The sequence below is a fragment of the Streptomyces monticola genome, from assembly GCF_042665355.1.
Lineage (GTDB): Bacteria > Actinomycetota > Actinomycetes > Streptomycetales > Streptomycetaceae > Streptomyces > Streptomyces monticola.
Map to the genome: position 1 here is coordinate 122,164 of NZ_JBHTCF010000016.1, position 25,614 is coordinate 147,777.

The 25,614-nt window shown below is 70.7% G+C and carries 24 protein-coding genes; 17 read left to right on the forward strand and 7 right to left on the reverse strand.

The window, feature by feature from the left end:
* Positions 1-456 precede the first annotated feature (456 nt).
* Together aceE and ACFQVC_RS30675 are read left to right on the forward strand one after the other, a co-directional pair.
* Positions 457-3,189, forward strand: coding sequence for a pyruvate dehydrogenase (acetyl-transferring), homodimeric type (aceE, locus tag ACFQVC_RS30670; RefSeq protein ID WP_381836677.1), 2,733 nt, complete (start codon positions 457-459; stop codon positions 3,187-3,189).
* Positions 3,190-3,292: 103 nt separating this feature from the next.
* Entirely contained in the window at positions 3,293-4,093 is an 801-nt protein-coding gene (locus ACFQVC_RS30675) for a potassium channel family protein (protein ID WP_381836679.1), read from the forward strand.
* Here ACFQVC_RS30675 and ACFQVC_RS30680 read toward each other — a convergent pair.
* The 3 genes from ACFQVC_RS30680 to ACFQVC_RS30690 form a co-directional block, all read right to left on the reverse strand.
* Positions 4,090-4,401, reverse strand: a complete 312-nt coding sequence (locus ACFQVC_RS30680) for a small hydrophobic protein (RefSeq protein ID WP_381836681.1) — start codon at positions 4,399-4,401, stop codon at positions 4,090-4,092. The genes ACFQVC_RS30675 and ACFQVC_RS30680 overlap by 4 nt on opposite strands.
* A 240-nt stretch (positions 4,402-4,641) precedes the next feature.
* Complete coding sequence (locus ACFQVC_RS30685; protein WP_381836683.1) at positions 4,642-5,034, reverse strand: peptidase inhibitor family I36 protein; 393 nt, start codon at positions 5,032-5,034, stop codon at positions 4,642-4,644.
* A 180-nt stretch (positions 5,035-5,214) separates the two neighbouring features.
* The gene (locus ACFQVC_RS30690) at positions 5,215-6,834 is read right to left on the reverse strand and encodes an MFS transporter (protein WP_381836685.1); all 1,620 of its coding nucleotides are present in this window, start codon (positions 6,832-6,834) and stop codon (positions 5,215-5,217) included.
* A gap of 127 nt (positions 6,835-6,961) precedes the next feature.
* On the opposite strand from ACFQVC_RS30690, the gene ACFQVC_RS30695 reads away from it, so the two are divergent.
* The 7 genes from ACFQVC_RS30695 (at position 6,962) to ACFQVC_RS30725 (ending at position 14,972) form a co-directional block, all read left to right on the forward strand.
* The gene (locus ACFQVC_RS30695) at positions 6,962-7,702 is read left to right on the forward strand and encodes a TetR/AcrR family transcriptional regulator (protein WP_381836687.1); all 741 of its coding nucleotides are present in this window, start codon (positions 6,962-6,964) and stop codon (positions 7,700-7,702) included.
* A gap of 151 nt (positions 7,703-7,853) precedes the next feature.
* Positions 7,854-9,065 (forward strand): alpha/beta hydrolase, encoded by a 1,212-nt coding sequence (locus ACFQVC_RS30700; RefSeq protein ID WP_381836689.1) that lies wholly within the window; start codon positions 7,854-7,856, stop codon positions 9,063-9,065.
* A gap of 77 nt (positions 9,066-9,142) precedes the next feature.
* On the forward strand, positions 9,143-10,012 hold the full coding sequence (locus tag ACFQVC_RS30705; protein WP_381836839.1) for a DUF4429 domain-containing protein: 870 nt from the start codon (positions 9,143-9,145) through the stop codon (positions 10,010-10,012).
* A 244-nt stretch (positions 10,013-10,256) separates the two neighbouring features.
* The gene (locus tag ACFQVC_RS30710; RefSeq protein WP_381836841.1) at positions 10,257-11,564 is read left to right on the forward strand and encodes a sensor histidine kinase; all 1,308 of its coding nucleotides are present in this window, start codon (positions 10,257-10,259) and stop codon (positions 11,562-11,564) included.
* Complete coding sequence (locus tag ACFQVC_RS30715; protein ID WP_381836691.1) at positions 11,561-12,241, forward strand: response regulator; 681 nt, start codon at positions 11,561-11,563, stop codon at positions 12,239-12,241. Before ACFQVC_RS30710 ends, ACFQVC_RS30715 begins: the two co-directional genes overlap by 4 nt.
* A 139-nt stretch (positions 12,242-12,380) precedes the next feature.
* Entirely contained in the window at positions 12,381-13,541 is a 1,161-nt protein-coding gene (locus ACFQVC_RS30720; protein WP_381836693.1) for an alpha/beta hydrolase, read from the forward strand.
* Positions 13,542-13,613: 72 nt separating this feature from the next.
* Positions 13,614-14,972 (forward strand): acyltransferase family protein, encoded by a 1,359-nt coding sequence (locus tag ACFQVC_RS30725; protein ID WP_381836695.1) that lies wholly within the window; start codon positions 13,614-13,616, stop codon positions 14,970-14,972.
* Positions 14,973-15,129: 157 nt separating this feature from the next.
* Here ACFQVC_RS30725 and ACFQVC_RS30730 read toward each other — a convergent pair whose 3' ends face one another.
* A complete protein-coding gene (locus tag ACFQVC_RS30730; RefSeq protein ID WP_381836697.1) occupies positions 15,130-16,146 on the reverse strand; it encodes an aldo/keto reductase in 1,017 nt (338 codons plus the stop codon).
* Positions 16,147-16,152: 6 nt separating this feature from the next.
* Positions 16,153-16,695 (reverse strand): MerR family transcriptional regulator, encoded by a 543-nt coding sequence (locus ACFQVC_RS30735; protein ID WP_381836699.1) that lies wholly within the window; start codon positions 16,693-16,695, stop codon positions 16,153-16,155.
* Between the two features lie 111 nt (positions 16,696-16,806).
* Between ACFQVC_RS30735 and ACFQVC_RS30740 the strand changes: the two genes are divergently transcribed.
* The gene (locus ACFQVC_RS30740) at positions 16,807-17,274 is read left to right on the forward strand and encodes a GNAT family N-acetyltransferase (RefSeq protein WP_381836701.1); all 468 of its coding nucleotides are present in this window, start codon (positions 16,807-16,809) and stop codon (positions 17,272-17,274) included.
* Between the two features lie 10 nt (positions 17,275-17,284).
* Positions 17,285-18,100 (forward strand): serine hydrolase domain-containing protein, encoded by an 816-nt coding sequence (locus tag ACFQVC_RS30745; RefSeq protein ID WP_381836703.1) that lies wholly within the window; start codon positions 17,285-17,287, stop codon positions 18,098-18,100.
* Between the two features lies 1 nt (position 18,101).
* On the opposite strand, the gene ACFQVC_RS30750 is transcribed toward ACFQVC_RS30745, so the two are convergent.
* Positions 18,102-18,779, reverse strand: a complete 678-nt coding sequence (locus tag ACFQVC_RS30750) for a pirin family protein (RefSeq protein WP_381836705.1) — start codon at positions 18,777-18,779, stop codon at positions 18,102-18,104.
* Positions 18,780-18,836: 57 nt separating this feature from the next.
* On the opposite strand from ACFQVC_RS30750, the gene fasR reads away from it, so the two are divergent.
* The 5 genes from fasR to fabF all read left to right on the forward strand — a co-directional run bounded on the left by fasR (position 18,837) and on the right by fabF (position 23,746).
* Positions 18,837-20,045 (forward strand): fatty acid biosynthesis transcriptional regulator FasR, encoded by a 1,209-nt coding sequence (fasR, locus tag ACFQVC_RS30755; protein WP_381836707.1) that lies wholly within the window; start codon positions 18,837-18,839, stop codon positions 20,043-20,045.
* Between the two features lie 89 nt (positions 20,046-20,134).
* Positions 20,135-21,049: an ACP S-malonyltransferase gene (locus tag ACFQVC_RS30760; protein ID WP_381836843.1), complete on the forward strand. Its 915-nt coding sequence runs from the start codon at positions 20,135-20,137 to the stop codon at positions 21,047-21,049.
* Positions 21,050-21,066: 17 nt separating this feature from the next.
* Positions 21,067-22,098, forward strand: coding sequence for a ketoacyl-ACP synthase III (locus tag ACFQVC_RS30765; RefSeq protein WP_381836709.1), 1,032 nt, complete (start codon positions 21,067-21,069; stop codon positions 22,096-22,098).
* A 63-nt stretch (positions 22,099-22,161) separates the two neighbouring features.
* Positions 22,162-22,410 carry an acyl carrier protein gene (locus ACFQVC_RS30770; RefSeq protein ID WP_381836711.1) on the forward strand — a complete coding sequence of 83 codons (249 nt, stop codon included), beginning with the start codon at positions 22,162-22,164 and terminating at the stop codon, positions 22,408-22,410.
* Positions 22,411-22,483: 73 nt separating this feature from the next.
* On the forward strand, positions 22,484-23,746 hold the full coding sequence (gene fabF / locus ACFQVC_RS30775; RefSeq protein ID WP_381836713.1) for a beta-ketoacyl-ACP synthase II: 1,263 nt from the start codon (positions 22,484-22,486) through the stop codon (positions 23,744-23,746).
* 114 nt (positions 23,747-23,860) lie between these two features.
* Here the strand turns inward: fabF and ACFQVC_RS30780 are convergent, their stop codons facing one another.
* Positions 23,861-24,355, reverse strand: coding sequence for a DUF3145 domain-containing protein (locus ACFQVC_RS30780; RefSeq protein WP_381836715.1), 495 nt, complete (start codon positions 24,353-24,355; stop codon positions 23,861-23,863).
* 274 nt (positions 24,356-24,629) lie between these two features.
* Here ACFQVC_RS30780 and ACFQVC_RS30785 point away from each other — a divergent pair, with 274 nt between their 5' ends.
* On the forward strand, positions 24,630-25,556 hold the full coding sequence (locus ACFQVC_RS30785) for an SGNH/GDSL hydrolase family protein (RefSeq protein ID WP_381836717.1): 927 nt from the start codon (positions 24,630-24,632) through the stop codon (positions 25,554-25,556).
* Positions 25,557-25,614 lie beyond the last annotated feature (58 nt).

Genomic DNA, 25,614 nt, shown 5'->3' on the forward strand with positions numbered 1-25,614 from the left:
GGCGGATCGCGCAAGTACCCGGCCGTCGAGACCGCCGAAACGGTGACGTTCCTGGCCCTGTCGCCGCCACCCAATGCCCGCTTTGCCGGGCATCGGTGATTCATCCCACACCCTTCTGGCCGGATTTGTCGCGCCTGCGGTCCACTCGGCCGCCTCAGGACTCATTCGAGTCCGTCGAGCGGACTTGCGGAACGTGTAGAGGACTTCCGTCCGCCATTCATGGTCGAACGTCCTCAGGGAACACTCAAGCGGTGTGGGCGTATCGTTGCGATTTGGGCCGAACCCGCCATCGGGCCGCCGTAGGACGGCTTGGTTACCTCTCGGTACAGATGACGATTCCGCCCCCGAGGTAGACGATGGGGACGGCGCGAACGACGGCTCGAAATACCGGTGCAAACCGGTGCAGCGCCCGTGCAGACCCTGCAGACCAAGCCAGACCGACAGCGAAGGAACAGCGTGGCTTCCGGATCCGATCGCAACCCGATCATCATTGGCGGCCTTCCCAGCCAGGTCCCGGACTTTGATCCCGAAGAGACTCAGGAATGGCTCGACTCGCTGGATGCGGCGGTCGACGAGCGGGGCCGTGAGCGGGCCCGTTACCTGATGCTCCGGCTGATCGAGCGGGCCCGCGAGAAGCGCGTCGCCGTGCCCGAGATGCGCAGCACGGACTACGTCAACACGATCGCCACCAAGGACGAGCCGTTCTTCCCGGGCAACGAGGAGATCGAGCGCAAGGTCCTCAACGCCACCCGCTGGAACGCGGCGGTCATGGTCTCAAGGGCCCAGCGTCCCGGTATCGGCGTGGGCGGCCACATCGCCACCTTCGCCTCCTCGGCCTCCCTCTACGACGTGGGCTTCAACCACTTCTTCCGGGGCAAGGACGAAGGCGACGGCGGCGACCAGATCTTCTTCCAGGGACATGCGTCGCCGGGCATCTACGCCCGCGCGTTCCTCCTGGACCGGCTGAACGAACAGCAGCTGGACGCCTTCCGGCAGGAGAAGTCCAAGGCGCCCCACGGCCTGTCCAGCTACCCGCACCCGCGGCTCATGCCGGACTTCTGGGAGTTCCCGACCGTGTCCATGGGCCTCGGCCCGCTCGGCGCGATCTACCAGGCCCGGATGAACCGCTACATGGAGGCGCGCGGTATCGCCGACACCTCCAAGTCGCATGTGTGGGCCTACCTCGGCGACGGCGAGATGGACGAGCCCGAGTCGCTCGGCCAGCTCTCGCTCGCGGCCCGCGAAGGCCTGGACAACCTGACCTTCGTCGTCAACTGCAACTTGCAGCGCCTCGACGGCCCGGTGCGCGGCAACGGCAAGATCATCCAGGAGCTGGAGTCGCAGTTCCGCGGTGCCGGCTGGAATGTCATCAAGCTGATCTGGGACCGCAGTTGGGACCCGCTGCTCGCGCAGGACCGCGACGGCGTGCTCGTCAACAAGATGAACACGACCCCCGACGGCCAGTTCCAGACGTACGCCACCGAGACCGGCGCGTACATCCGTGAGCACTTCTTCGGCGACGACCACCGGCTGCGCGCCATGGCCGAGGGCATGACCGACGACCAGCTCCTTCACCTGGGCCGCGGCGGCCACGACCACAAGAAGGTCTACGCGGCGTACAAGTCCGCTCTTGAGCACAAGGGCCAGCCGACGGTGATCCTCGCGCAGACCGTCAAGGGCTGGACGCTCGGTCCCAATTTCGAGGGACGCAACGCGACCCACCAGATGAAGAAGCTGACGGTCGACGACCTGAAGCACTTCCGCGACCGGCTGCACATCCCGATCGCCGACAAGGACCTCGAGGACGGTCTGCCGCCCTACTACCACCCGGGCCGCGACTCCGAAGAGATCCAGTACATGCACGACCGCCGCAAGGGCCTGGCCGGCTATGTGCCGACCCGGGTCGTGCGGGCCAGGCCGCTGCAGCTGCCGGACGACAAGGCGTACGCCACCGCGCGCAAGGGCTCGGGGCAGCAGTCGATCGCCACCACGATGGCGTTCGTCCGCATCCTCAAGGACCTGATGCGGGACAAGGAGATCGGCAAGCGTTTCGTGCCGATCGCGCCGGACGAGTACCGCACCTTCGGTATGGACGCGTTCTTCCCGAGCGCCAAGATCTACAACCCGCTGGGCCAGCAGTACGAGTCGGTGGACCGCCAGCTGCTGCTCGCCTACAAGGAGTCGCCGACCGGTCAGATGCTGCACGACGGCATCACCGAGGCCGGCTGCACCGCGTCTCTGATCGCCGCGGGCTCGGCGTACGCGACGCACGGCGAACCGCTGATCCCGGTCTACGTCTTCTACTCGATGTTCGGTTTCCAGCGCACCGGCGACCAGTTCTGGCAGATGGCCGACCAGCTCGCCCGGGGCTTTGTCCTGGGTGCGACCGCCGGACGTACGACCCTGACCGGTGAGGGTCTGCAGCACGCGGACGGCCACTCTCAGCTGCTCGCCTCGACCAACCCGGCCTGTGTCGCCTACGACCCGGCGTTCGGCTTCGAGATCGCGCATATCGTCAAGGACGGTCTGCGCCGGATGTACGGCCCGGACAGCGAGGACGTCTTCTACTACCTCACCGTCTACAACGAGCCGATCCAGCACCCGGCGGAGCCCGAGGGCGCCGACATCGAGGGCATCCTCAAGGGCATCCACCTCTTCAAGCGCGGCGAGTCGGGTGCGATCCCGGCGCAGATCATGGCGTCCGGTGTCGCGGTGCCGTGGGCCCTCGAGGCCCAGCAGATCCTCGCCCAGGAGTGGAACGTGAAGGCCGATGTCTGGTCGGCGACGTCCTGGAACGAGCTGCGGCGCGACGCCGTCGAGGTCGAGCGGCACAATCTGCTCCACCCCGAGGAGGAGCAGCGCACGCCGTATGTGACGCAGAAGCTCAGCGGCGCCGAAGGACCGTTCGTGGCCGTGTCCGACTGGATGCGGGCGGTTCCCGACCAGATCTCGCGCTGGGTGCCGGGGCGCTACAACTCCCTTGGCGCGGACGGCTTCGGCTTCGCCGACACGCGTGGTGCGGCCCGCCGCTTCTTCCACATCGACGCGCAGTCGATCGTCCTCGGTGTGCTCACGGAGCTCGCCCAGGAGGGCAAGATCGACCGCTCGGTCCTGAAGCAGGCGGTCGACCGGTACCAGCTGCTCGATGTCGCGGCCGCCGACCCGGGCGCGGCGGGCGGCGACGCGTAGTCATCGGGTCTGCACTCATCCGGGCTGTACTCATCCGGTCCGAGTGAAGGGCGGCGGGGCCTGCTGGTCCCGCCGCCCTTACGCGTTCTTTACGATGCGTCGCATGAAGGAACAACCGGCGCAGATCCGATGGGAGCACCACACCCAGCGGCCGTTGCTCGCCCTCGCGGTGATCTTCGCGGCCGCCTACGCGGTGCCGATCGTGCTGCCCGCCGCGGACCCCGCGTTGAAGCGTGCGTGCACGACCGTGGAGTGGGTGGTGTGGGGTGCGTTCGCCATCGACTACTTCGTACGCCTGGTCCTCTCCGAGAACAAGAAGCGGTTCGTACGCCACCACTGGCTCGACCTGTGCGCCGTGGTGCTGCCGCTGCTGAGGCCGCTGCAACTGCTGCGGGTGGTCGCCACCTTGATGCTGGTCGGACGGCGGGCCCGGATGGCCTCACAGATCAGGCTGACCACCTATGTCGCCGGTGCGGTGACGGGGCTGCTGATGTTCGGCTCCCTCGCCGTGCTCGCCGTGGAGCGCGAGTCGCCCGACGGCAACATCAAGACGGCCGGGGACGCCTTGTGGTGGTCGTTCACCACGATGACGACCGTCGGCTACGGCGATCACTCCCCGACCACCGGGCTCGGCCGGGTGCTCGCGGTCGGCCTGATGCTGTCCGGGATCGCGCTGCTCGGTGTGGTCACCGCGAATATCGCCGCCTGGTTCATCGCGCGCTTCGAGCAGGACGATGTGGAGGAGCGGCGCCAGACCGCGGCCATCGAGGCGCTGACGGAGGAGGTCAAGTCCCTGCGGGCGCAGGTGACGGCCCTCTCGTCGGCCGTGCCCGGGGCTCAGGCCGGGCCCACGTCCGTGGGGGTGCCGCGGGCTGCGGCGCCCCCACGTGACGGGGCCGTTTAGAGCATCCCGCCGCCCGGTGCGGCGGTGCCCGCGATCCAGAGGACCGCGAGGACCGTGTCGATCGCTCCGAGCACGACCGCGATCAGGGCCGGCACCGGCCGGGCGCCGTTCCAGCGGCGCCCCATGGCCAGCCAGCCGCAGATCACAGCGATCGGGCCGAGAACGATGCCCAGGACGAAGAACCCGGCGATCGCACAGATGACTCCGACGATCCCGAGCGTCGCGCGATCCGGCCCGCTCCGCAGACCTGCTCGGCCGCGTGAACGGGGGTGCCTGCGCGTGGTGGTGCGTCCGAAGCTCGCCATCATCACTCCCTGAGCCTCGACTCGGGTCCTGGGGACCGGGCTCAGCGACCGAGTACCCGGGGGTGCGGGGATCAGTCAGGGAGTTACGGGATCGGCGGGGCGGTCCGCGAGTGACGAAGTGGACTGCCCCGCCCCGGAGTGACGGGACCGGCCGCCCCGCCTCGGAGTGACGGGGCCAGCCGCCCCGCCCCGGAGTGACGGGGCCAGCCGCCCCGCGCCGGAGTGACGGGAGCGGCGGCACCGCTACCGCTCCCAGATCTTGAACGCCCGCACCCGGTACGGGGAACGTGGTGCCCAGGTCCCCGTGCCCGGGTACGTCGCGAACTCGCCGGTCTCCTCGCACTCCGCGGACTGGTAGGTCGTCACGGGCCGTCCGGTGCGGTTGGCGAGAGCCTGTGCGCTGCCCCCCTCCGGCAGCGCCACACAGCTTTCCACCGCCGTCCCCGACAGCTCGTACGTCTCCCGCTCGCCCGCGAAGTCGGGGCCCTGCCACAGACACAGCTCCCCCGGACCGCAGTCGGCGAGTGTCGGCGGTGACGCCCCCACCGTCTGTACGGCGCCCGCCGTCTGTGCGGACACAAGGACCAGGGCGGCCAGGGCGGTGGCGAGGGCGGGCAGACAGACGGTGTTTCGCATGATCGTGAACCCCCGTGTCGTACGGATCAGTTGATCGCACTCTGACCGCTCCGCCCGGCGCGGCGGAAGGGGTTCGGGGCCGCGTACACCCTGATAGGGGAAAGCCCCGCCGGAGGAGCTCCGGCGGGGCTTTCGGGTGCCGAGGTGCCGCGCGCGACGCGGCCGCCAAGGGTGAAACCGCTAGATGTGCGCCGCGCCCTGGCCCGCCTCCGCGTTGGCACCGCGCTTGGTCAGCAGGGCCACCAGGACCGCGAACGCGGCCACGCCGGCGGCCGTCAGGCTCGCCAGGCCCATGCCGGACATGAAGGTGTCGTGCGCGACGTCGGTGATCTTCGCGGCGATCCCCTCCGGGGTGCCGGGCGGCACGGGTGCCGTACCGCTCTGCACCGCTTCGGCGGCCTGGTCGAGCTGCTCGGGCTTGAGCGGCGGAAGGCCCGCCTCGGTCCAGTTGCTGCCCAGGTCGCTGTCGACCTTCGAGGCCATGATCGCGCCGAGCACCGCCGTACCGAGGCTGCCGCCGATCTGCATCGCGGCCTGCTGCAGTCCGCCCGCGACGCCGGAGAGCTCCAACGGCGCGTTGCCGACGATGACTTCGGTGGCGCCCACCATGACCGGTGCGAGGCCGAGGCCGAGCAGGGCGAACCAGATGGACATGGTCAGGCTGCCGGTGTCGGTCTCCAGAGTCGACATGCCGTACATGGCGAGGGCGGTGAAGATCATGCCGCCGGCCAGCGGGATACGCGGGCCCGCCTTGGTGATCAGGGCGCCCGCGAGCGGCGAGCCGACGATCATCATGCCGGTCAGCGGGAGCAGGTGCAGACCACTGTCCACGGGGCTCATGCCGTGCACGTTCTGGAGGTAGAACGTGACGAAGAACAGGCCGCCCATGAAGGCGATGGCCATGAGGACCATCAGGACCGTACCGGCGGCCAGCGGCACGGAGCGGAACAGCTTCAGCGGGATCAGCGGCTCCGCGACCTTGGTCTCCCAGAACGCGAAGAGCGCGAAACAGAGCACCGAGACGCCGATGAAGCCCCAGGTCTTGCCGTCGCCCCAGCCCCACTCCGGGGCCTTGATGAGCGCCCAGACGAGGCAGAACATGGCCGCGGAGAGCAGCGCGATACCGAGGATGTCGAAGGACTTCGGCGCGTTCTCGGCGCGGTGGTCCCTGAGGATCACCAGCCCCAGGAGCAGGGCGATGACGCCGACGGGGACGTTGATGAAGAAGACGGACTGCCAGCTGACGTGCTCCACGAGCACGCCGCCGAGGATCGGGCCGCCCGCGGTCGAGGCGCCGATGACCATGCCCCAGATACCGATGGCCATGTTCAGCTTCTCGGCGGGGAAGGTGGCGCGCAGCAGGCCGAGCGCGGCCGGCATGAGGAGCGCGCCGAACAGGCCCTGCAGGACACGGAAGGTGACCACGAGCGTCACGCTGTCGGAGAAGCCGATGGCGGCCGAGGCCGCGGCGAAACCGGTGACTCCGATGAGGAAGGTCTGGCGGTGGCCGAAGCGGTCACCGAGCTTGCCCGCGGTGATCAGGGTCACGGCGAGGGCGAGGAAGTATCCGTTGGTGATCCACTGGATCTGCTGCCAGGTGGCGCCGAGGTCCGACTTGATCACCGGGTTGGCGATAGCGACGATCGTGCCGTCGAGGGCAACCATCATCACGCCGATCGCCACAGCGAAGAGCGTTAGCCAGGGGTGCCCACGCAGCCCCTTGGCTGCGACCGGAGCGGGCGAGCCCCCCGGCTGCTCCGGTGCTTTGTCCGCCGTGTCGACGGTGGTCTGACTAGTCATGCGTTCGAGGCTAGTGACAGTCGCTGACAGTTGACAAACCATTTCACAAGTCGGTAACTGTCATGTTGCTCACAGGTATGGTGAGCTGCACAAAAGCTGCAAAAACCGGTGGAAAGAGGGCCATGGAGTGACTTCGCCCCCAGCCGACCTCAAGCCGCAGACGAGCGAACTCAAGGAACGCCTCGGCCTGCGCGAGCGGAAGAAGCAGCGCACCCGGGACGCCCTGCTGCGCGCCGCGCTCGAACTCTTCACGACGAAGGGCTACGAGCAGACGACCGTCGACGAGATCGTCGAGGCCGTCGATGTCTCACAGCGCACCTTCTTCCGCTATTTCGCGGGCAAGGAAGAGACCGTGTTCGCGGTCCAGGACATGGTCGAGGCCCGGTTCGTGGAGACGCTGCGCGCCCGCCCGCCGCACGAGGCGCCCTTCGAGGCCCTGCGCCGCTCCGTCCTCGACGCCTGGGACGCCCTCGGGCAGTCCATCGAGGAGGTCGTCCCGGTCGAGCTCCATATGCGCACCTACCGCATGATCGAGTCCACGCCCGCCCTGGTCGCCGTCCATCTGCGCCGCTCCATCGAGATGGAGGAGGAGATCGCGAGGATCATCGCGGAGCGGGAGGGGCTCGACATCGACGCCGACCCGCGGCCGCGGGTGGCGGTGGCCGCCTTCAGCGGCGTGATGCGGGTGACCGGTCAGCTGTGGGGCGCGGGCGAGGAGCTGAGCGTGGCGTCGATGCGGGCGGTCACCGAGTCCCATCTCGATCACCTGGTGCCCTCCCTCGCGATGGACTGGCGACGGACGGGCGCGACAAAGGGGGCGGAACGGGACGAAGGGGATGACGGGGCAGACCGGGACGAACTGATGTAGCGGTGAGTGAACTGGCGTGCCCGCAAGGCGAATGCGGAGCGTAGTCGAGCGGTACCCTATGCGCCCGATTTAACCCAATCACCCACCGTGAAACGTGATGTGCCCCACGCACTTCACGGTAGGGACGGCAGTTCTCCTAGGGTGTCTCGCAGTGACTTCCTTCGATACCTCCCCCACGCTGAACGTCTGGCGCGCACTGCTCGCGCTCGCGGTCGTGTTCGTCATGCTGGCGACCACGGGCTGGAGCGCCGCGCGTCACCACCGCGGTGCGTCGACCCCGCTCGAGCTGGCCCTCGCGGCCTGGGAGCGCGGCGGTATCGACGGCCACAAGCTGCCCGACCCGGACGGCTCGTCCGGCCGGATCGCGCACTTCTTCGGCACCCTGACCGCGGCACAGAAGACCCGGCTCGTGCACCGCTATCCGCTCGCCGTCGGCAATATGGCGGGTGCCCCGGTGCAACTGCGGTATGCCGCCAACCGCATCGCCATCGACCAGGCGCGGGCCGTGGAGCGCGAGCGCATGCACGACAAACGGCTCTCCGATTCGGGGCGCTATGAAGCGGGCCGCCGTATGCACCGCTTCGAGTCGCTCATGCAGCCCGAGCGGCAGATCCTCGCCTTCGACCCGATGGGCCCCGGCCGGGTGGCCGAAGTGCTCGGCAACCTGGACCGCGCCCAGCGGGTGTCCGTGATCGTGCCCGGCGTCGACACCAATCTGCTGACGTACCAGAAGACCTTCGGCAAGTTCACGGCACCGCGCGGCATGGCCAACGCGCTCTACAACCAGCAGCGCGAGGACAGCCCGCGCGGCCGTACCGCGGTCATCGCCTGGGCCGACTACACGGCGCCCGTCGGCGTCGGCATGGACGCGGCCACCGCCAAGCGCGCGGAGGACGGCTCCGGCCGGCTCAACTCCCTGGTGCGGGCGCTGCCCGGTGCCTCGTCCGTCGCCCTGTACTGCCACAGCTACGGCTCCGTGGTGTGCGGAGTCGCCGCCCGTGAACTGCCGTCGCGCGTCACCGACATCGCCGTCGCCGGCAGCCCCGGTATGCGCGCCGAGACCGTCGACGGGCTCGGCACCACGGCCCGGGTCTGGGCGACTCGGGACGCCGACGACTGGATCCAGGACATCCCGCACATGGAGGTCGGCGGCCTCGGCCACGGCGCCGACCCGGTCTCCGGTGCCTTCGGTGCGCGGGTGATGTCGGCGGAGGGCGCCATCGGCCACACCGGCTACTTTCAGCCGGGCACCGAGAGCCTGCGGAACTTCGCCCGCATCGGCCTCGGGCAGTACGACTCGGTGAGTTGCGCGGGCGGCGGCGACGCGTGCCGGAACACATCTTCCGGTTCCGTCCCGGCCTGACGCGCGTAGAAATCCGCTCCACTACGTGAAGAGCCGGATTGCTTCGAGGGGGGACTAAGACGCGCGTGCCGCATACGATGAGCCGCATGGGTGATGTACTGGCCGGATTTCATGCCGCCTGGGAGTTCGACTCGGACTCCGTGCTCATCCGCTTCGAACGGGGGATCAGAACACCGAAGCTGTTCCAGACGCTCGGTGAACGACGCATCCCCTACGAGGCGTTGGCGGCGGTGGACCTCAGTCCCGGCAAGCGGGGGACCGTGGTGCTGCATGCCGCGCCGAGACCCGGGGCGGATCCGCTCATGGAGGCGGCGGCGGGCCAGCTCAAGGACGGCAGCGACCCCTATCGCCTGGTGCTGCCCGCCGAGCGCGAGACGCTCGCCGAGTACTACAGGGACGAACTGCGTCCGCTCCTCGGCCCCGCGGAGCCCGCGGACGACTTCCTGGTGGCCGTGCCCGAAGGGCCCCTTCAGTTCAAGGCGTACGACGGCAAGGCGTCCTTCGACGGGAAGTCGGTGGCGTACCGCTGGTTCTGGACGGGCGCCTCGTCGGCGAAGTGGAAGGCCGGCGACCAGACCTACCAGGTGACCGACCTCGAAGGCGTCGAATGGCGCTCCCCCGAGGTCTTCGACGGCTATCTGCGCCTGCTGCGCCGGGCGCCGGGCGTACCGCAGCCCCCGCAGGCCGACCAGGACCCGGCCGCGGTGGTGTTCGGCCTCGGCTACGGACCGGTGCACGAGTCGCTGCCCTTCGCCGCGGCGGTGCTCTGCGCCGTCCGCACCAGCGGGCCCGCCGCGCCGGCTCTCGTGGAGCACCGGCCCGCCGGCCGCCGCGACCCCGCCGATATCGCGGACCGCATCCGGCACCTCGGTGAGCTGCACCAGGCGGGGCTCCTGACGGACGCGGAGTTCACATCGAAGAAGGCCGAGCTGCTGGCAGAGCTCTAGGTTCGGCGAGGGCCGGGGCCGGGTTTTCCAGGCACCCCGGCCCCCCCCGCTCCTCAAACGCCGGAGGGGCTGTCTTTCCCGGAGGGGCTGTCTTTGCCTCTCATACCCCGGTATCACCCCTGCCTGCAGACCTGGGTATGACGCGGCGGCCACCGTTCCTGCCTACGCTGATCAGGCCATGAAGACCTCATCCCGGCTCAAGCGCCGAGTGCGCTCACTGCGGCCCACGCGCCCCGCCACCTCCATGTCGCTGGGCGACGCCGACCGCTTCGGCGCCGTACGCGAAGGGCTGCGGGAGCTGGGGCTCGCACTCACCACGCCCGCCGAGCCGGGGGCCCCGCCGCTGGCCGGCGCCCGCAAGGCCTGGGTGCGCTACTCGCCGTATGTCGTCGTGCTCGCCTTCGTCGCCGCGCTCCTGCCGGTCACGGCCACCGTCCTGACCCAGGACTACGCCATCAACGGCGCGACCGCGGGCGCCCTCGCCACCGCGCAGACCGCGCCCCTGCTGTTCGCCCTGACCCGGCCGCTGCCCGCCTGGTGGGTGATCTTCACGGCGGATGTCGCGGGCGGTTTCGCGCTGTACGACGCCCCCGGCCTGGCCCACCGCAGCTGGCCGTGGACCCCCATGATGGTGGTCGGCTATCTGCTGCTCATGGTGCTGCTCGGCCTGCGCGAGTCCCGCCGCACGCTCATCGCGGTCTGGCTGGCGACCGGCGCCGCGGGGCTGCTCTTCGAGGTTCTCTCGCAGGACCGCAGCGACGGTATCCATCTGCTGCTCTTCGTCCTCTGCGGCATCACGCTCGTCGTCACCTACGCCCTGCGCGCCCGCAGCGACGCCCAGCGCCGGCTCGTCGTACAGGAGACCATCAGCGAGGCCGAGCGGGCCCAGCGCACCCTGCTCGAGGAACGGGCCAGGATCGCACGGGAGTTGCACGACGTGGTGGCTCACCACATGTCGGTGATCACCGTGCAGGCGGACTCGGCGCCGTACCGCATCCAGGACCTGCCGCCCGCGGCGCAGGAGGAGTTCGCCGCCATCGCCGGCAGCGCGCGGGAGTCGCTCGCCGAGATGCGGCGGCTGCTCGCGGTGCTGCGCAGCGAGGACACCCAGGGCGAGCGGGCCCCGCAGCCCGGCCTCGACAAGCTGCAGCAGCTGGTGGAGGCGACCGTGCGGGCCGGGGTGCCCGCCGAGCTGTCGCTCGCCGCCGAACTGGGCGACATCAGCCCGGCGGTCGACCTGTCCGCGTACCGCATCGTGCAGGAGGCGCTGTCCAATGTCGTACGGCACGCGCCCGGAGCACCGACGCGGGTGTCCGTCAGCGCGGACGGCACGGATCTGACGGTGCTCGTCGTCAACGGCCCGGCCGCCGAGCCGGTGGCGCCCCTGGAGCACAGCGGCACCGGGCACGGCCTGGTCGGGATGCGTGAGCGCGTACGGTTGACCGGCGGCTCGCTCGACGCGGGGCCGCTGCCCGACGGCGGATTCCGCGTCGCGGCCCGGCTTCCGCTGCGTACCAGTGACGTCAGCGACGTCCCGAAAGGCACTTCGTGACCATCCGCGTGATCATCGTCGACGACCAGGCCATGGTCAGGGCCGGCTTCGCCGCGCTGCTCGCCGCACAGAGCGACATCGACGTGGTGGGCGAGGCACCGGACGGCAAACAGGGCGTCGAGGTCAGCAGGTCCACCCATCCCGACGTGGTCCTGATGGATGTGCGGATGCCGGAGATGGACGGCCTCGCGGCGGCCCGGCTGCTCCTCGATCCGCCGCCGGGCGTGGTGCACCGGCCGAAGGTCCTGATGCTGACCACCTTCGACGTCGACGACTATGTGTACGAGGCGCTGCGGGCCGGGGCCTCCGGGTTTCTGCTCAAGGACGCACCGCCCGCCGATCTGATCGCGGCGGTACGGGTGGTGGCCTCCGGCGACGCGCTGCTCGCCCCGTCGGTGACGCGGCGCCTGATCGCGGACTTCGCCAAGCAGCGGCCCGCGCCCCGCAAGGGCCCCGCGCTGCGTCTGAACGGCCTCACTCCGCGCGAGACCGAGGTGCTGGAGCTGATCGCCCGCGGTCTGTCCAACCAGGAGATCGCCGACCGGCTCGTGCTCGCCGAGCAGACCGTGAAGACCCATATCGGCCGCGTGCTCGCCAAGCTCGACCTGCGCGACCGGGCGCAGATCGTGATCTTCGCGTACGAGTCGGGGCTCGTCGCGCCGGGCGACGCGGGCTGACGCTTCCCGCGGGCTTCTCGCCCACCCCCTACCCCAGTAGCACCCCACACTTGGCTCCCTGGTGTGACGTGCCGCCACAGAGCGTCTTCCTACCTTCCCTCCGTCAGCGAAACGGACGGCACAGGCAGGGAGACGGGCCATGGGGCTGCAGGCGAAGGCCGGCAAGGGACGACGCGGTGGACGTGTCAGGAGGACGCTCGTCGCGGCCGCTCTGACGGCATCGGTCGTGGCCGGCACCGCGGGCTGGGCGGTGGGCAGCGAACAGCAGGCCGTCACCGGGCCCGTGCCCGGCGTCAGTTCCTGGCGCGCCGACCGTGACCTGGGCCGGCAGCTGCCGGACCCGGTGACCGCTTCCCCCGCGCAGGTGGCCGCCTTCTTCGGCGCCCTGAGCCCCGCGCAGCAGCAGGCGCTCGCCGCCCGCCACCCGCTGGTCGTCGGCAACATGGACGGCGCCCCCGTCGCCCTGCGCTACGAGGCCAACGCCCGCGCCCTGAAAGAAGAGCAGGCCAAGCAGCGGGCCCGCGCCGAGGACCCCGCGCTCACCCCGACCGACCGCCAGGCGGCGAAGGAGCGGGCCGCGCGCTACGGCCAACTCCTCGCGGACGGGCGGCAGATCCTCGCCTTCGACCCGCGCGGCCGTGGCCAAGTGGCCGAGGTCTACGGCGACTTGGCGGCCGCCGGACATGTCTCCGTGGTCGTGCCGGGCTCCGACATCGACCTGAACACCTTCGACCGCACCACGGACCGGTACGGCACGCCGACCGGGATGGCCCGTTCCCTGTACGCCGCGACCGGGCACCGCACCGCAGTGATCGCCTGGGCCGGGTACACCACACCGGTCGGCCTCGGCCCCGACGCCGCCACCGGGCGGCTCGCGGAGGCCGGCGCCCCGCGTCTGGCCCGTTTCGTGCAGGGACTTGTCGCCTCCGGCGCCGCCGAGCCCGCCGTGTTCTGCCACAGCTACGGCTCGGTGGTGTGCGGCCTCGCCGCCGACCGGATGCCCGCCGCCGACCTGGTCGTGGCCGGCTCCCCCGGGATGCGCGCGGACAACGTGGCGGAGCTGCACACCAAGGCGCGGGTCTGGGCCGCCAAGGACGCGGGCGACTGGATCGACAACGTCCCCCACGTCGAGTTCCTCGGCCTCGGCCACGGCGCGGACCCGGCGGACCCCGGCTTCGGCGCCCGCGCCGTCCCGGCCGCACGGGCCGAAGGCCACACCGGCTACTTCGCCCCCGGCACGGATTCGCTGCGCGCCTTCGCCCGGATCGCGCTCGGGGACCCGGCCGCGGGCCAGGCCTGAGGGCCTCACCTGCCCCGCCCCTCCCCCACCCCTCTTCTTCCCTCAGCCGGCCTCCCTCCCGAAGGACACGTCATGGCCACCGCCGAACTCGTAGGACCAGCCAAGGAGTTGGCGCCCGCGCGCCCCCGGACTTCGCGCCCCCGCACCTCGCGCCCCCTGACTTCGCAGCCGCGCACGTCGGCGCCGCGCACCTCGCCCCTGCGCACCGCACGCCGCACGCTGCGCTCCACCGCGACGGCCATCGACGCCAAGACCCCCGCCCACCGCGACCGCGCCATCGACGGCCTGCGCGCCCTGGCGCTGCTCGCGGTTCCGGCCGGACACTGGCTGCTCGGCGGCTTCACCCTGGACTCCGGCGGCGCCCTGCACAACGCGAGCCCGCTCTCCGCCTTCGGCTTCTTCGCACCGCTGAGCTGGGTGCTGCAGATGCTGGGCATCTTCTTCCTGGTCGGCGGCTACGCCTCGGTGCTCTCCTACCGCAGGTCCCTGGAGCGCGGCCAGTCCAAGAGCGCCTGGCTGCGTGGCCGCGTCGCCCGGCTCGGACGGCCGGTGCTCGGCGTGACGGCGGTCTGGGCGGCGCTGATCCCGGTGCTCTACGCGCTCGGGGTGCCGGGCGACTCCCTGCGCACCGGTTCGACCCTGGTGATCCAGCCGCTGTGGTTCGTGGGTGTGTACACCGTCATCACCGCTCTCACGCCGTACTGCGTACGCGCCGCCGAACGCCTCGGTGCCTGGGCCGCGGCACCGCTGCTCGGCACGGTCGCCGTCGTCGACTTCCTGCGCTACGGCCCGTACGCGGACGTCATGCCGTCCTGGCTCAGCATGATCAACATCTTGCCCGGCTGGATGTTCGCCTATCAACTGGGCGTCAGCTGGGGCGAGAAGAGGCTCGGAAAGCGCGGCGCCTGGCTGCTCCTGATCGGCGGTACGGCCCTCTTCGCGGCCCTGCTCCTGGCCTTCCACTACCCGGCCTCGATGGTGGGCGTACCCGGTGAGGCCCGCACCAACTCGCACCCGCCGTCGCTGCTCGTCCTCGCGCTCGCGGCGGCACAGAGCGGCGCGGCGATCCTGCTGCGCGACCGGATCGGCCGGATGCTTCGCAGGCCCGCGCTGTGGGCGCCGGTCGTGGTGATCAACCTGTCGGCGATGACGATCCTGTGCTGGCACCAGACGGCGATGTTCGCGACGGCGGCGACGGGTTCGTTCTTCGGCGAGATCGCGGGCCTGACGACGGCTCCCGACACCCTGTCCTGGATCGCCGTCCGGCTGCTCTGGCTGCCCGTGTTCGCGGCTGTGCTGATCGGTATCGCCCGGTACGCGCGGCGGTTCGAGGCGCCGTGGCAGACGGGTACGCGGGCGGCCAGGGCCCGGCGGGCCGCGGCGGGCCTGCTCGCGGCGGGGTTCGCGGTGTTCGCCCTCGGCCTGGCGTAGGCCTGCCCCGGAAGACACAACCGCCGGGCGGGGGTGGCGAGTCGCCACCCCCGCCCGGCGGTTCGGGGTGTGCCCTCTCGGGCCGGCCCTTCAGGGTGCTCTCATCCGGGCCGGCCCTTCAGGGTGCTCTCACCCGGGCCCGCCCTTCAGGACGTCTTCACTCGCGGCCCGCCGACGCGAACGACATGTCCGCGTACCGGCCGCCCGCGACCTGCCCGGCGATCGGCTCCAGGAGCTCCAACTCGCTCTCGGTGAGCACCAGGTGGGTGGCGCCGGTGTTCTCCTCGATGCGGCTGCGCTTGCGCGTCCCCGGGATCGGCACCACGGCGAGACCGTGCACCTGCGCCCGCTGCTGCACCCAGGCGAGGGCGACCTGTCCGAGGCTCACGCCGCGGGACTCGGCAAGGGCGCGCACCGGTTCGAGGAGCGCGGCGTTCGCGGCGGCGTTGTCGCCGGTGAAACGGGGCATGTGACGGCGGTTGTCGCCCTCGGTGAGCTCGCTCGCGGCGTTGGTGAACGACCCGGTCAGGAAGCCACGGCCGAGCGGCGAGTACGGCACGAAGGCGGTGCCGAGGCGGGCGGCCGTCGGCACGACCGCCGCCTCCACGTCCCGGCTGAAGATCGACCACTCGGACTGCACGGCCGTGATCGGGTGCACGGCGTGCGCGGCCTCCAGCTCGGGCCCCGTGACCTCGCTCAGGCCGAGGTGCTTGACCTTGCCCTCGGCCACCAGCTCGGCCATGACGCCGACGGTCTCCTCGATGGGGACGTTCACATCGCGCCGGTGCATGTAGTAGAGGTCGATGACATCGACGCCGAGGCGGCTGAGGCTGCCCTCGATGCACTTGCGGATGTACGCGGGGTCGTTGTTGATACCGCGCTTCGCCGGGTCGTCCGGGTCGAGGACGATGCCGAACTTGGTGGCGAGCACCAGCTCGTCACGGTGCTCCTGGATGAACGGCGCGATGAACTTCTCGTTCTCGCCCGCGCCGTACATGTCGGCGGTGTCGTACAGCGTGACGCCCAGTTCGAGGGCGCGCTCAAGGGTGGCCCGCGCCTCGTCGGCGTCCGTGGGCCCGTAGCCGAAGCTCATGCCCATGCAGCCGAGGCCCTGGACACCCACCTCCGGACCTTCCGCGCCCAACTGCACCTTCGCGATCTTTTCCGTGCTCATCAGGCTTCAGGCCCTCTCCGACGCCCGTCGGGCGTCCGCATACGTGTCGATCTTGTAGTCGAGGACGGACAGCGTGTCCTGGAGCTCCGCTATCCGCGCGATGACATCGCGCCGCGTCTGCTCCAGAAGCTGCTGCCGCTCCTCGAAGGTGTGCTTGCCCTGCCGCACCAGCTCGGCGTAGCGGACCATGTCCGCCACCGGCATACCGGTGAGACGCAGCTTGCCGACGAGGGAGAGCCAGTCCAGGTCCCGGTTGGTGAACCGGCGCTGGCCCGTGTTCGAGCGGTCGATGTGCGGCATCAGACCGATGCGCTCGTACCAGCGCAGGGTGTGCGCGGTCAGCCCGGTGTGCCCCGCGACCTCACTGATCGTGTAGCGATCCTGCCCGTCGGGGCGCGGATGCGGCCGCGGCGGAACCGAGGCACACGCAGCGGGCTTCTCGGAACCGGCTGTTTCGGGGCCGGCTTCGTCAGGGCCCAGCTTCTCGGGGCCTGCCTTTTCCGGGCTTGCCTTCTCGGGACTTACGGAAATGCTCTCCATCACCGCCATGACCACCACGCTAGAACCTTGGAGTGCACTCCAAGCAAGCGGTACCGGAGGAAGATCTCGGGAGCCGAAATCGGAGGGCGTCTTCCGGATCCGCTCGTTACCCTCCCGCGCATGACGCCCGCACGCCGCGCGACCCCCGAAGACGCCGAGGAACTGGTCCGGCTCCGCAAGATCATGCTCGATTCGCTGCAGCCGAGCGACGACATCGCCTGGCAGCCGCTGTCCGTACGCCGGCTGCGCGAGGTGCTCGCGGACCCGGACGGCGGCCTGATGGCCACGGTCGTCGACGACCCCACCGTCCCGGGCCGTCTCGCCGCCTGCGCGACCGGCGCGGTCGAGTACCGCCTCGGCTCCCCCGGCAACCCCGAGGGCCGCGGCGGCCATGTCTTCAACGTCTGCACCGATCCGGACATGCGCCGCCGCGGCTACTCACGGGCCTGCATGGAGGCGCTGCTCGGCTGGTTCAAGGAGCGCGGCGTCCGCAAGCTCGACCTGCACGCGTCGGCGGAGGGCGAGCCGCTCTACGCCTCGCTCGGCTTCACCAGGACCCCCCAGCCGGCGATGCGGCTGAGGCTTTAGGCTCGTACGCATGCAGAGCCTGGCGCTGATCGAGAACTGGCCGGTCCCCACCGCGGCCGCCGCCGTCGTCCGAGCGGACGGCACCGTCGCCGGGGCCCACGGCCCCACGGCGCAGCGCTTTCCGCTCGCCTCGGTGACCAAGCCGATCGCCGCGTACGCCGCCCTGGTCGCGTACGAGGAAGGTGCCGTCGAGCTGGACGAGCCGGCCGGCCCCGAGGGTGCCACGGTGCGTCATCTGCTCGCGCACACCAGCGGTCTGGCCTTCGACGAGCACCGCGCGATGGCCGCCCCCGGTACCCGCCGCCTGTACTCGAACGCGGGCTTCGAGGTGCTCGGCGACCACATCGCGAAGGCCGCGGACATGCCGTTCGCGGAGTACGCGCGCCAGGCCGTGCTCGAACCGCTCGGCATGACGGGTACGACGCTCGACGGCTCGCCCGCCAAGGACGGGGTGTCGACGGTCGACGATCTCGTGCGGTTCGCCGCCGAGGTGCAGGCGCCGCGGCTGCTCGATCCGCGGACGGTGTCGGAGGCGATGTCCGTGGTGCACCCCGGACTGACCGGCATCCTGCCGGGGTACGGGCATCAGAAGCCCAACGACTGGGGCCTCGGCTTCGAGATCCGTGACTCCAAGTCGCCGCACTGGACGGGGAGTTCGTCCTCGCCGCGGACGTTCGGGCACTTCGGCCAGTCGGGCACGTTCCTGTGGGTGGACCCGGACGCGGGGGCTGCGTGTGTGGCCCTGACGGACCGGGCCTTCGGGCCCTGGGCGATCGAGGCGTGGCCCGCGTTCACCGACGCGGTGCTGGCCGAGCTGCGCGGCTGACTCAGCCGGACGGGCCGGGGTCCGGAGGGTTCATCTCCCACAGCAGCAGCTCCGCCGTCGAGGCCGCCGTCAGCTCCAGGCCCTCCTCCGCGCTGATGCGCGCCGAGTCCCCGGTCGTCAACTCGACGTCTCCCAGGCGCACTTCCCCTCGCACCACGTGGACGTATACGAAGGGCGCGTCCGGGACCGCCGTCCGCTCACCAGGGCCCAGGCGGCGTACGTGCAGCATCGCCCCCGCCGCCGGGACCGCGTAGGGCGTGGAGTCCGCGATGCCGTGGACGACTTCGTAGGACGGGTCGCCGCCGGGTTCCAGGGGGGCGAGCCACATCTGCACGAAGGTCAGCGGGTCCTGGCCCGCGTTGCGTTCCACGTGCCGTACGCCGCCGCCCGCGCTGAGCCGCTGCACGTCACCGGGGCGTACGACGGACTCGTGGCCGGTCGAGTCGCGGTGGGTGAGCTCACCCTGGACGACCCAGGTGACGATCTCGGTGTGGCTGTGCGGGTGCTCGTCGAAGCCCGCGCCGGGGGCGAGCCGCTCCTCGTTGCAGGCGATGATCGCGCCGAAGCGCAGATTGCCGGGGTCGTAGTGCGGGCCGAAGGAGAAGGCGTGCCTCGACTCGATTCCGGCCGCTGCGTCGCCGCCGCGGTAGCGCTCGTCGGCGCGCCGTACGTCCATCACGTGTCCACCGTAGACCCGGCACTCCGCCGCACCGCCCGGATAAGGCAGTCTTGTCCCGTGCCCGAACCCGAAACCGAATCCACGCAGCCGCCCGCGCCGAAGCCCGCGCACCCGCACTCCGCGACCCTGAAGCGCCTGGAGCAGTCCTCCGGCAGCCTCGCCGCGCAAGCGATCGCGCGGATGGACGAGACGCTGCCCTGGTACCGGGCGATGCCGCCGGAGAACCGGTCCTGGATCGGCCTGGTCGCGCAGGCCGGTATCGCCGCGTTCACCGAGTGGTTCCGGCACCCCGACGCCCCGCAGGCGATCTCCACCGATGTCTTCGGCACCGCGCCGCGCGAGCTGACCCGGGCGATCACGCTGCGCCAGACCGTGGAGATGGTGCGCACCACGATCGAGGTGATGGAGTCCGCGATCGACGAGGTCGCGGCCCCCGGCGACGAGTCGGTGCTGCGCGAGGCGCTGCTCGTGTACGCCCGTGAGATCGCCTTCGCCACGGCCCAGGTGTACGCGCAGGCCGCCGAGGCCCGGGGCGCGTGGGACGCCCGGCTCGAGTCGCTCGTGGTGAACGCGGTGCTCTCCGGGGAGGCCGACGAGGGCGCCGTGTCCCGGGCCGCCGCCCTCGGCTGGAACTCCCCCGAGCATGTGTGCGTGGTGCTGGGCACCGCACCCGACGGGGACAGCGAGCTGACCGTGGAGGCCATCCGGCGCGCGTCCCGGCACGCGAAACTGCAGGTCCTGACCGGTGTGCTCGGGGACCGTCTGGTCGTCATCGCGGGCGGCAACGACAATCCCCTCGCCGTCGCGAAGGCACTGATCGGGCCGTACGCCGCCGGGCCCGTGGTCGCCGGGCCGATCGTGCCCGACCTGCTCGCGGCCACCAGGTCCGCCCAGGCCGCGGCCGCCGGGCTCAAGGCCTGCTCGGCCTGGCAGGACGCCCCGCGCCCGGTTCTCGCGGACGATCTGCTGCCGGAGCGCGCCATGGCCGGAGACCCGGCTGCCAGGGACCAGCTGGTGGAGGAGATCTACAGACCGCTCGAAGAGGCGGGGTCCGCGCTCCTGGAAACCCTGAGCGTCTATCTCGAGCAGGCGAGTAGCCTCGAAGGTGCCGCGCGGATGTTGTTCGTCCACCCCAACACCGTCCGCTACCGGCTGCGACGTGTGACAGACGTCACCGGCTGGTCGCCTTCGGATGTCCGCTCCGCTTTCACGCTGCGTATCGCGCTGATCCTGGGGCGTCTGGCCGACGGAGATCCGCAGTCCTAGACTTTTGTCGGGGGCCCACAATTCCCCTGACTGTTCTTCGTCCCTGTCCCCACGGGCGGTGCGTACCGTCCACAAGAGAGAGTGTGAGAGTGCTCGTACTCGTCGCTCCCGGCCAAGGCGCTCAGACGCCCGGCTTCCTGACTCCCTGGCTCGACCTCCCCGGTGCCGCCGACCGGCTTGCCGCCTGGTCGGACGCCATCGGGCTCGACCTTGCCCACTACGGCACCCAGGCCGACGCCGACGCGATCCGTGACACCGCGGTCGCGCAGCCGCTGCTCGTGGCCGCCGGTCTGCTCTCCGCGACGGCCCTGGGCGAGGTCACGCCGGGCGCGGTCGCCGGACACAGCGTCGGCGAGATCACCGCCGCCGCCTTCGCGGGTGTCCTGGACGACACCGCGGCCCTCCAGCTGGTCCGCAAGCGCGGCCTGGCCATGGCGGAGGCCGCGGCCATCACCGAGACCGGGATGTCGGCGCTGCTCGGCGGCGAGCCCGCCACCGTGCTCCCGCACCTGGAGAAGCTGGGTCTGACCCCGGCGAATGTGAACGGCGCGGGCCAGATCGTGGCCGCGGGCACGATGGAGCAGCTGGCCGCCCTGGCCGACGACAAGCCCGAAGGCACCCGCCGCGTGGTGCTGCTCAAGGTCGCCGGCGCCTTCCACACCGAACACATGGCCCCCGCGGTCACCACCCTCGAAGCGGCGGCCACGGAGCTCTCCCCGGCCGACCCGAAGGTGGCCTATGTCTCGAACCGGGACGGCAAGGCCGTGGCCACGGGCGCCGAGATCATCTCGCGCCTGGTCGGCCAGGTCGCCAACCCGGTCCGCTGGGACCTGTGCATGGAGACCTTCAAGGAGCTCGGCGCGACCGCGCTCATCGAGGTGTGCCCCGGCGGCACCCTCACCGGTCTGGCCAAGCGCGCGCTGCCGGGGGTCAAGACCCTGGCCCTGAAGACCCCCGACGACCTCGACGCTGCTCGCGAGCTCATCGCAGAGCACGCTGCCTGAGAAGGAGCCTGGAGAGCATGTCGAAGATCAAGCCCAGTAAGGGCGCCCCGTATGCGCGCATCCTCGGCGTCGGCGGCTACCGTCCGACCCGGGTCGTGCCCAACGAGGTGATCCTCGAGAAGATCGACTCCTCCGACGAGTGGATCCGCTCCCGCTCCGGTATCGCCACGCGGCACTGGGCGAGCGACGAGGAGACCGTGGCCGCGATGTCGATCGAGGCCTCGGGCAAGGCCATCGCCGACGCCGGCATCACGGCCGACAAGATCGGCGCGGTGGTCGTCTCGACCGTCTCGCACTTCAAGCAGACCCCGGCCGTGGCGACGGAGATCGCCGACAAGCTCGGCACCGACAAGGCCGCCGCCTTCGACATCTCCGCGGGCTGCGCCGGCTTCGGCTACGGCATCACGCTCGCCAAGGGCATGGTGATAGAAGGCTCGGCCGAGTATGTCCTCGTCATCGGCGTGGAGCGGCTGAGTGATCTGACCGACCTGGAGGACCGCGCGACGGCCTTCCTGTTCGGTGACGGCGCGGGCGCGGTCGTGGTCGGCCCGTCCCAGGAGCCGGCGATCGGCCCGACGGTCTGGGGCTCGGAGGGCGACAAGTCCGAGACCATCAAGCAGACCGTCTCGTGGGACCGCTTCCGCATCGGCGATGTGGAGCAACTGCCGCTCGACAGCGAGGGCAACGTCAAGTTCCCTGCGATCACGCAGGAGGGCCAGGCGGTGTTCCGCTGGGCCGTGTTCGAGATGGCGAAGGTCGCCCAGCAGGCGCTGGACGCGGCCGGAATCACCGCGGACGACCTGGACGTCTTCATTCCGCACCAGGCCAACATGCGGATCATCGACTCGATGGTGAAGACTTTGAAGTTGCCGGAGCACGTCACGGTCGCCCGTGATGTGGAGACCACCGGCAACACCTCGGCCGCCTCGATTCCGCTCGCGATGGAGCGGCTTCTGGCGACCGGCGAGGCGAAGAGCGGCGACACTGCGCTCGTCATCGGCTTCGGGGCGGGTCTCGTGTACGCCGCCACGGTCGTTACCCTCCCCTAGGCACCGTCCGGATCTTCCGGCCGAAGCCGTCAAACCACCTGATACATACGAAGGAGCGCCATCATGGCCGACACCCAGGAAGAGATCGTTGCCGGTCTCGCCGAGATCGTGAACGAGATCGCCGGTATCCCCGCCGAGGACGTCCAGCTGGACAAGTCCTTCACCGACGACCTGGACGTCGACTCGCTGTCCATGGTCGAGGTCGTCGTCGCCGCCGAAGAGCGCTTCGACGTGAAGATCCCCGACGAGGACGTCAAGAACCTCAAGACCGTCGGCGACGCCGCCGACTACATCGCGAAGCACCAGAGCTGAGCTCGGCTGCTCGTGTAACGCCACCCGGCGGTGGCGCCGTTGTATCCCTCGTATACGTGGAGAAAGAATCCCTGTGAACTCGACCAATCGCACCGTGGTCGTCACCGGTATCGGCGCAACCACACCGCTGGGTGGCGACGCGGCCTCAACCTGGGAGGGTCTCATTGCGGGACGCTCCGGAGTCAAGCCCCTCGAGGGTGAGCGCTTCGCCGAACTTCCGGTCCGTATCGCCGCCCCCGCGGCCGTCGACCCCGGTGAGGTGCTGCCGCGCCCGCTGGCCCGGCGTCTGGACCGCTCGGCGCAGTTCGCGCTGATCGCGGCCAAGGAGGCCTGGGCCGACGCCGGTTACACCGGCAAGGCGGGCGAGGACGGGCAGATCGTGCCCGAGCGCCTCGGCTCCGTCATCGCCTCCGGCATCGGCGGCGTGACGACCCTGCTCGACCAGTACGACGTGCTGAAGGAGAAGGGCGTACGCCGTGTCTCCCCGCACACCGTGCCGATGCTGATGCCCAACGGCCCGTCCGCGAACGTGGGTCTGGAGGTGAACGCCCAGGCGGGCGTGCACACCCCGGTCTCCGCCTGCGCGTCCGGCGCCGAAGCCATCGGCTACGCGGTGGAGATGATCCGCACCGGCCGTGCCGACGTGGTCGTCGCGGGCGGCACCGAGGCGGCCATCCACCCGCTGCCCATCGCGGCCTTCGCCAACATGATGGCGATGTCCAAGAACAACGACGAGCCCGAGAAGGCCTCGCGCCCCTACGACAAGGCCCGGGACGGCTTCGTCCTCGGCGAGGGCGCCGGCGTCGTGATCCTGGAGTCCGAGGAGCACGCCAAGGCGCGCGGCGCCAAGGTGTACTGCGAGGTGCTCGGCCAGGGCCTGTCCGCCGACAGCCACCACATCGCGCAGCCCGAGCCGACCGGCCGCGGTATCGCCGCCGCGCTGCAGAACCTCCTGGACAACACGGACCTCAAGCCGGCCGAGGTCGTCCACCTCAACGCGCACGCGACGTCCACGCCGCAGGGCGACGTCGCCGAGATCAAGGCGCTGCGCAAGACGCTCGGTGACGACCTCGACCATGTCGCGGTCTCCAGCACCAAGTCGATGACCGGCCACCTCCTGGGCGGCGCCGGCGGTATCGAGACCGTCGCGACGGTCCTCGCCCTGCACCACCGCACGGCCCCGCCGACCATCAACGTCGACGACCTCGACCCGGATGTGGACGCGGACATCGTGCGCGACGAGCCCCGCGCGCTGCCCGAGGGCACGATCGCCGCGATCAACAACTCGTTCGGTTTCGGCGGCCACAACGTGGTTCTGGCGTTCCGCACGGTCTGACCGTCAAGACGAGTTGGCCCCCGCCCGGGAGTCCGGGCGGGGGCCAACTCGTCTGCGTGTCCCGGGGGCTCCGCCCCCGGCCCCCCGGCTCCTCGATCGCCGGAGGGGCTTTCTTCACACCACCTGGTGCAGCCACCTGACCGGTGCGCCGTCGCCCGCGTACCGGAAGGGCTCCAACTCGTCGTCCCAGGGCTTGCCGAGAAGCTTCGCGAGTTCGGCCTCCAGGTCGCTCTCGCCACGCTGTGAGCGGGCCAGGGCGGCGCGCAGCCGGTCCTCGGGGATCAGGATGTCGCCGTGCATTCCGGTGACGGCGTGAAAGATGCCGAGTTCGGGCGTGGCGCTGTAACGCTCGCCCTCCGCGGTGGGGCAGGGCTCGGCGGTGACCTCGAAGCGCAGCATCTGCCAGCCGCGCAGCGCGGACGCCAGCTTGGACGCGGCACCCGTCTCGGCCTGCCAGGAGAACTCTGATCTCCAGGTGCCGGGGGCGGCGGGCTGCCGGATCCAGTCGAGGTTCACGCGCCCGCCGAGTACGCCCGCCACTGCCCATTCGATGTGCGGGCACAGCGCGCGTGGAGCGGAGTGCACGTACAGAACTCCACGTGTCGTCACCGGACCTCCAGTGTGGGTCGAGGGTCGCCTTCCCCAGCGGCCTCGCGCCCGTACCGAGCAATGCTGCCCGAAGTTTGGCCAATGCCGACCAATCCGGACAGATCTGACGTGATGTAATTTACCGGAACCGAGACAGCGGCGTGTCCCTGGGTCGGCTGGGGCAAAGCTACCGTGCGGCAGCGGCCCGAGTGTGACGTACCGTCGGTCCGAAGGTCCGGAAACGGTAAGCATTCACCCGGCAGGACGCCCTTGCCGTCATAGAGGGGACGCGAAGATGCGGGAGATCGGTTTCAGCCGTCGGCCTCGCCGCGGCGCCGCCCTCGTCGCCGCGACGGGGGCACTGCTCGCCGCGGCGCTCGTCGGCTGTGACGCGACCGGGGGCGCGACGCCCGCCCCCAAGGGGACGTCCGCGAGCGGCAGCCCGGCTCCGAGCCCGACGCCCGCGTGGGACGCGAGCCCGCGTTCCCTCGCCGCGGTCGGCGACTCCATCACCCGTGGCTTCGACGCCTGCTCGGTGCTCTCGGACTGCCCCGAGGTGTCCTGGGCGACCGGCACCGACCCCTCGGTGCACTCGCTCGCGGTGCGGCTGCTCGGCAGGGACGCCGCGGCGTCGCACAGCTGGAACTACGCCCGGACCGGGGCCAGGATGGCCGATCTGCCGGAGCAGATGGAGCGCGCGGCCGCCAAGTCCCCGCAGCTGGTGACGGTCATGGTGGGGGGCAACGACGCCTGCAGGGGTGCGCTGCGCGCGATGACGCCGGTGTCGGAGTTCCGCCGTGACTTCGAGGACGCCATGCGGACCCTGCGCAAGGAGGAGCCGAAGGCGCAGGTGTACGTGGCCAGCGTGCCGGACCTGAAGCGCCTGTGGTCCGAGGGGCGGGGCAACGCGATGGCCAAGCAGGTGTGGAAGCTCGGCATCTGCCCCACGATGCTGGGCGATCCGGACGCCCTGGGGACCAAGTCGGTCAAGCGCAGGGACGCGGTGTACGAGCGGGTGCTGGCGTACAACGACGTGCTGAAGGATGTGTGCTCGCGGGACCGGTACTGCCGTTACGACGGTGGCGCGGTGTTCGACTACCGCTTCGGTACGGGGCAGTTGAGCCAGTGGGACTACTTCCATCCGAGCAAGGACGGGCAGTCGCGGCTTGCGGAGATCGCGTTTCGCGCGGTGACGGCTGAGCGGGGTGCCCCGGCGGGGTGAGTTCCCTGGGCGTGACGGTCGCCGCACCGTCGCCTGGGGGCACCGTGAATCGCCCTTC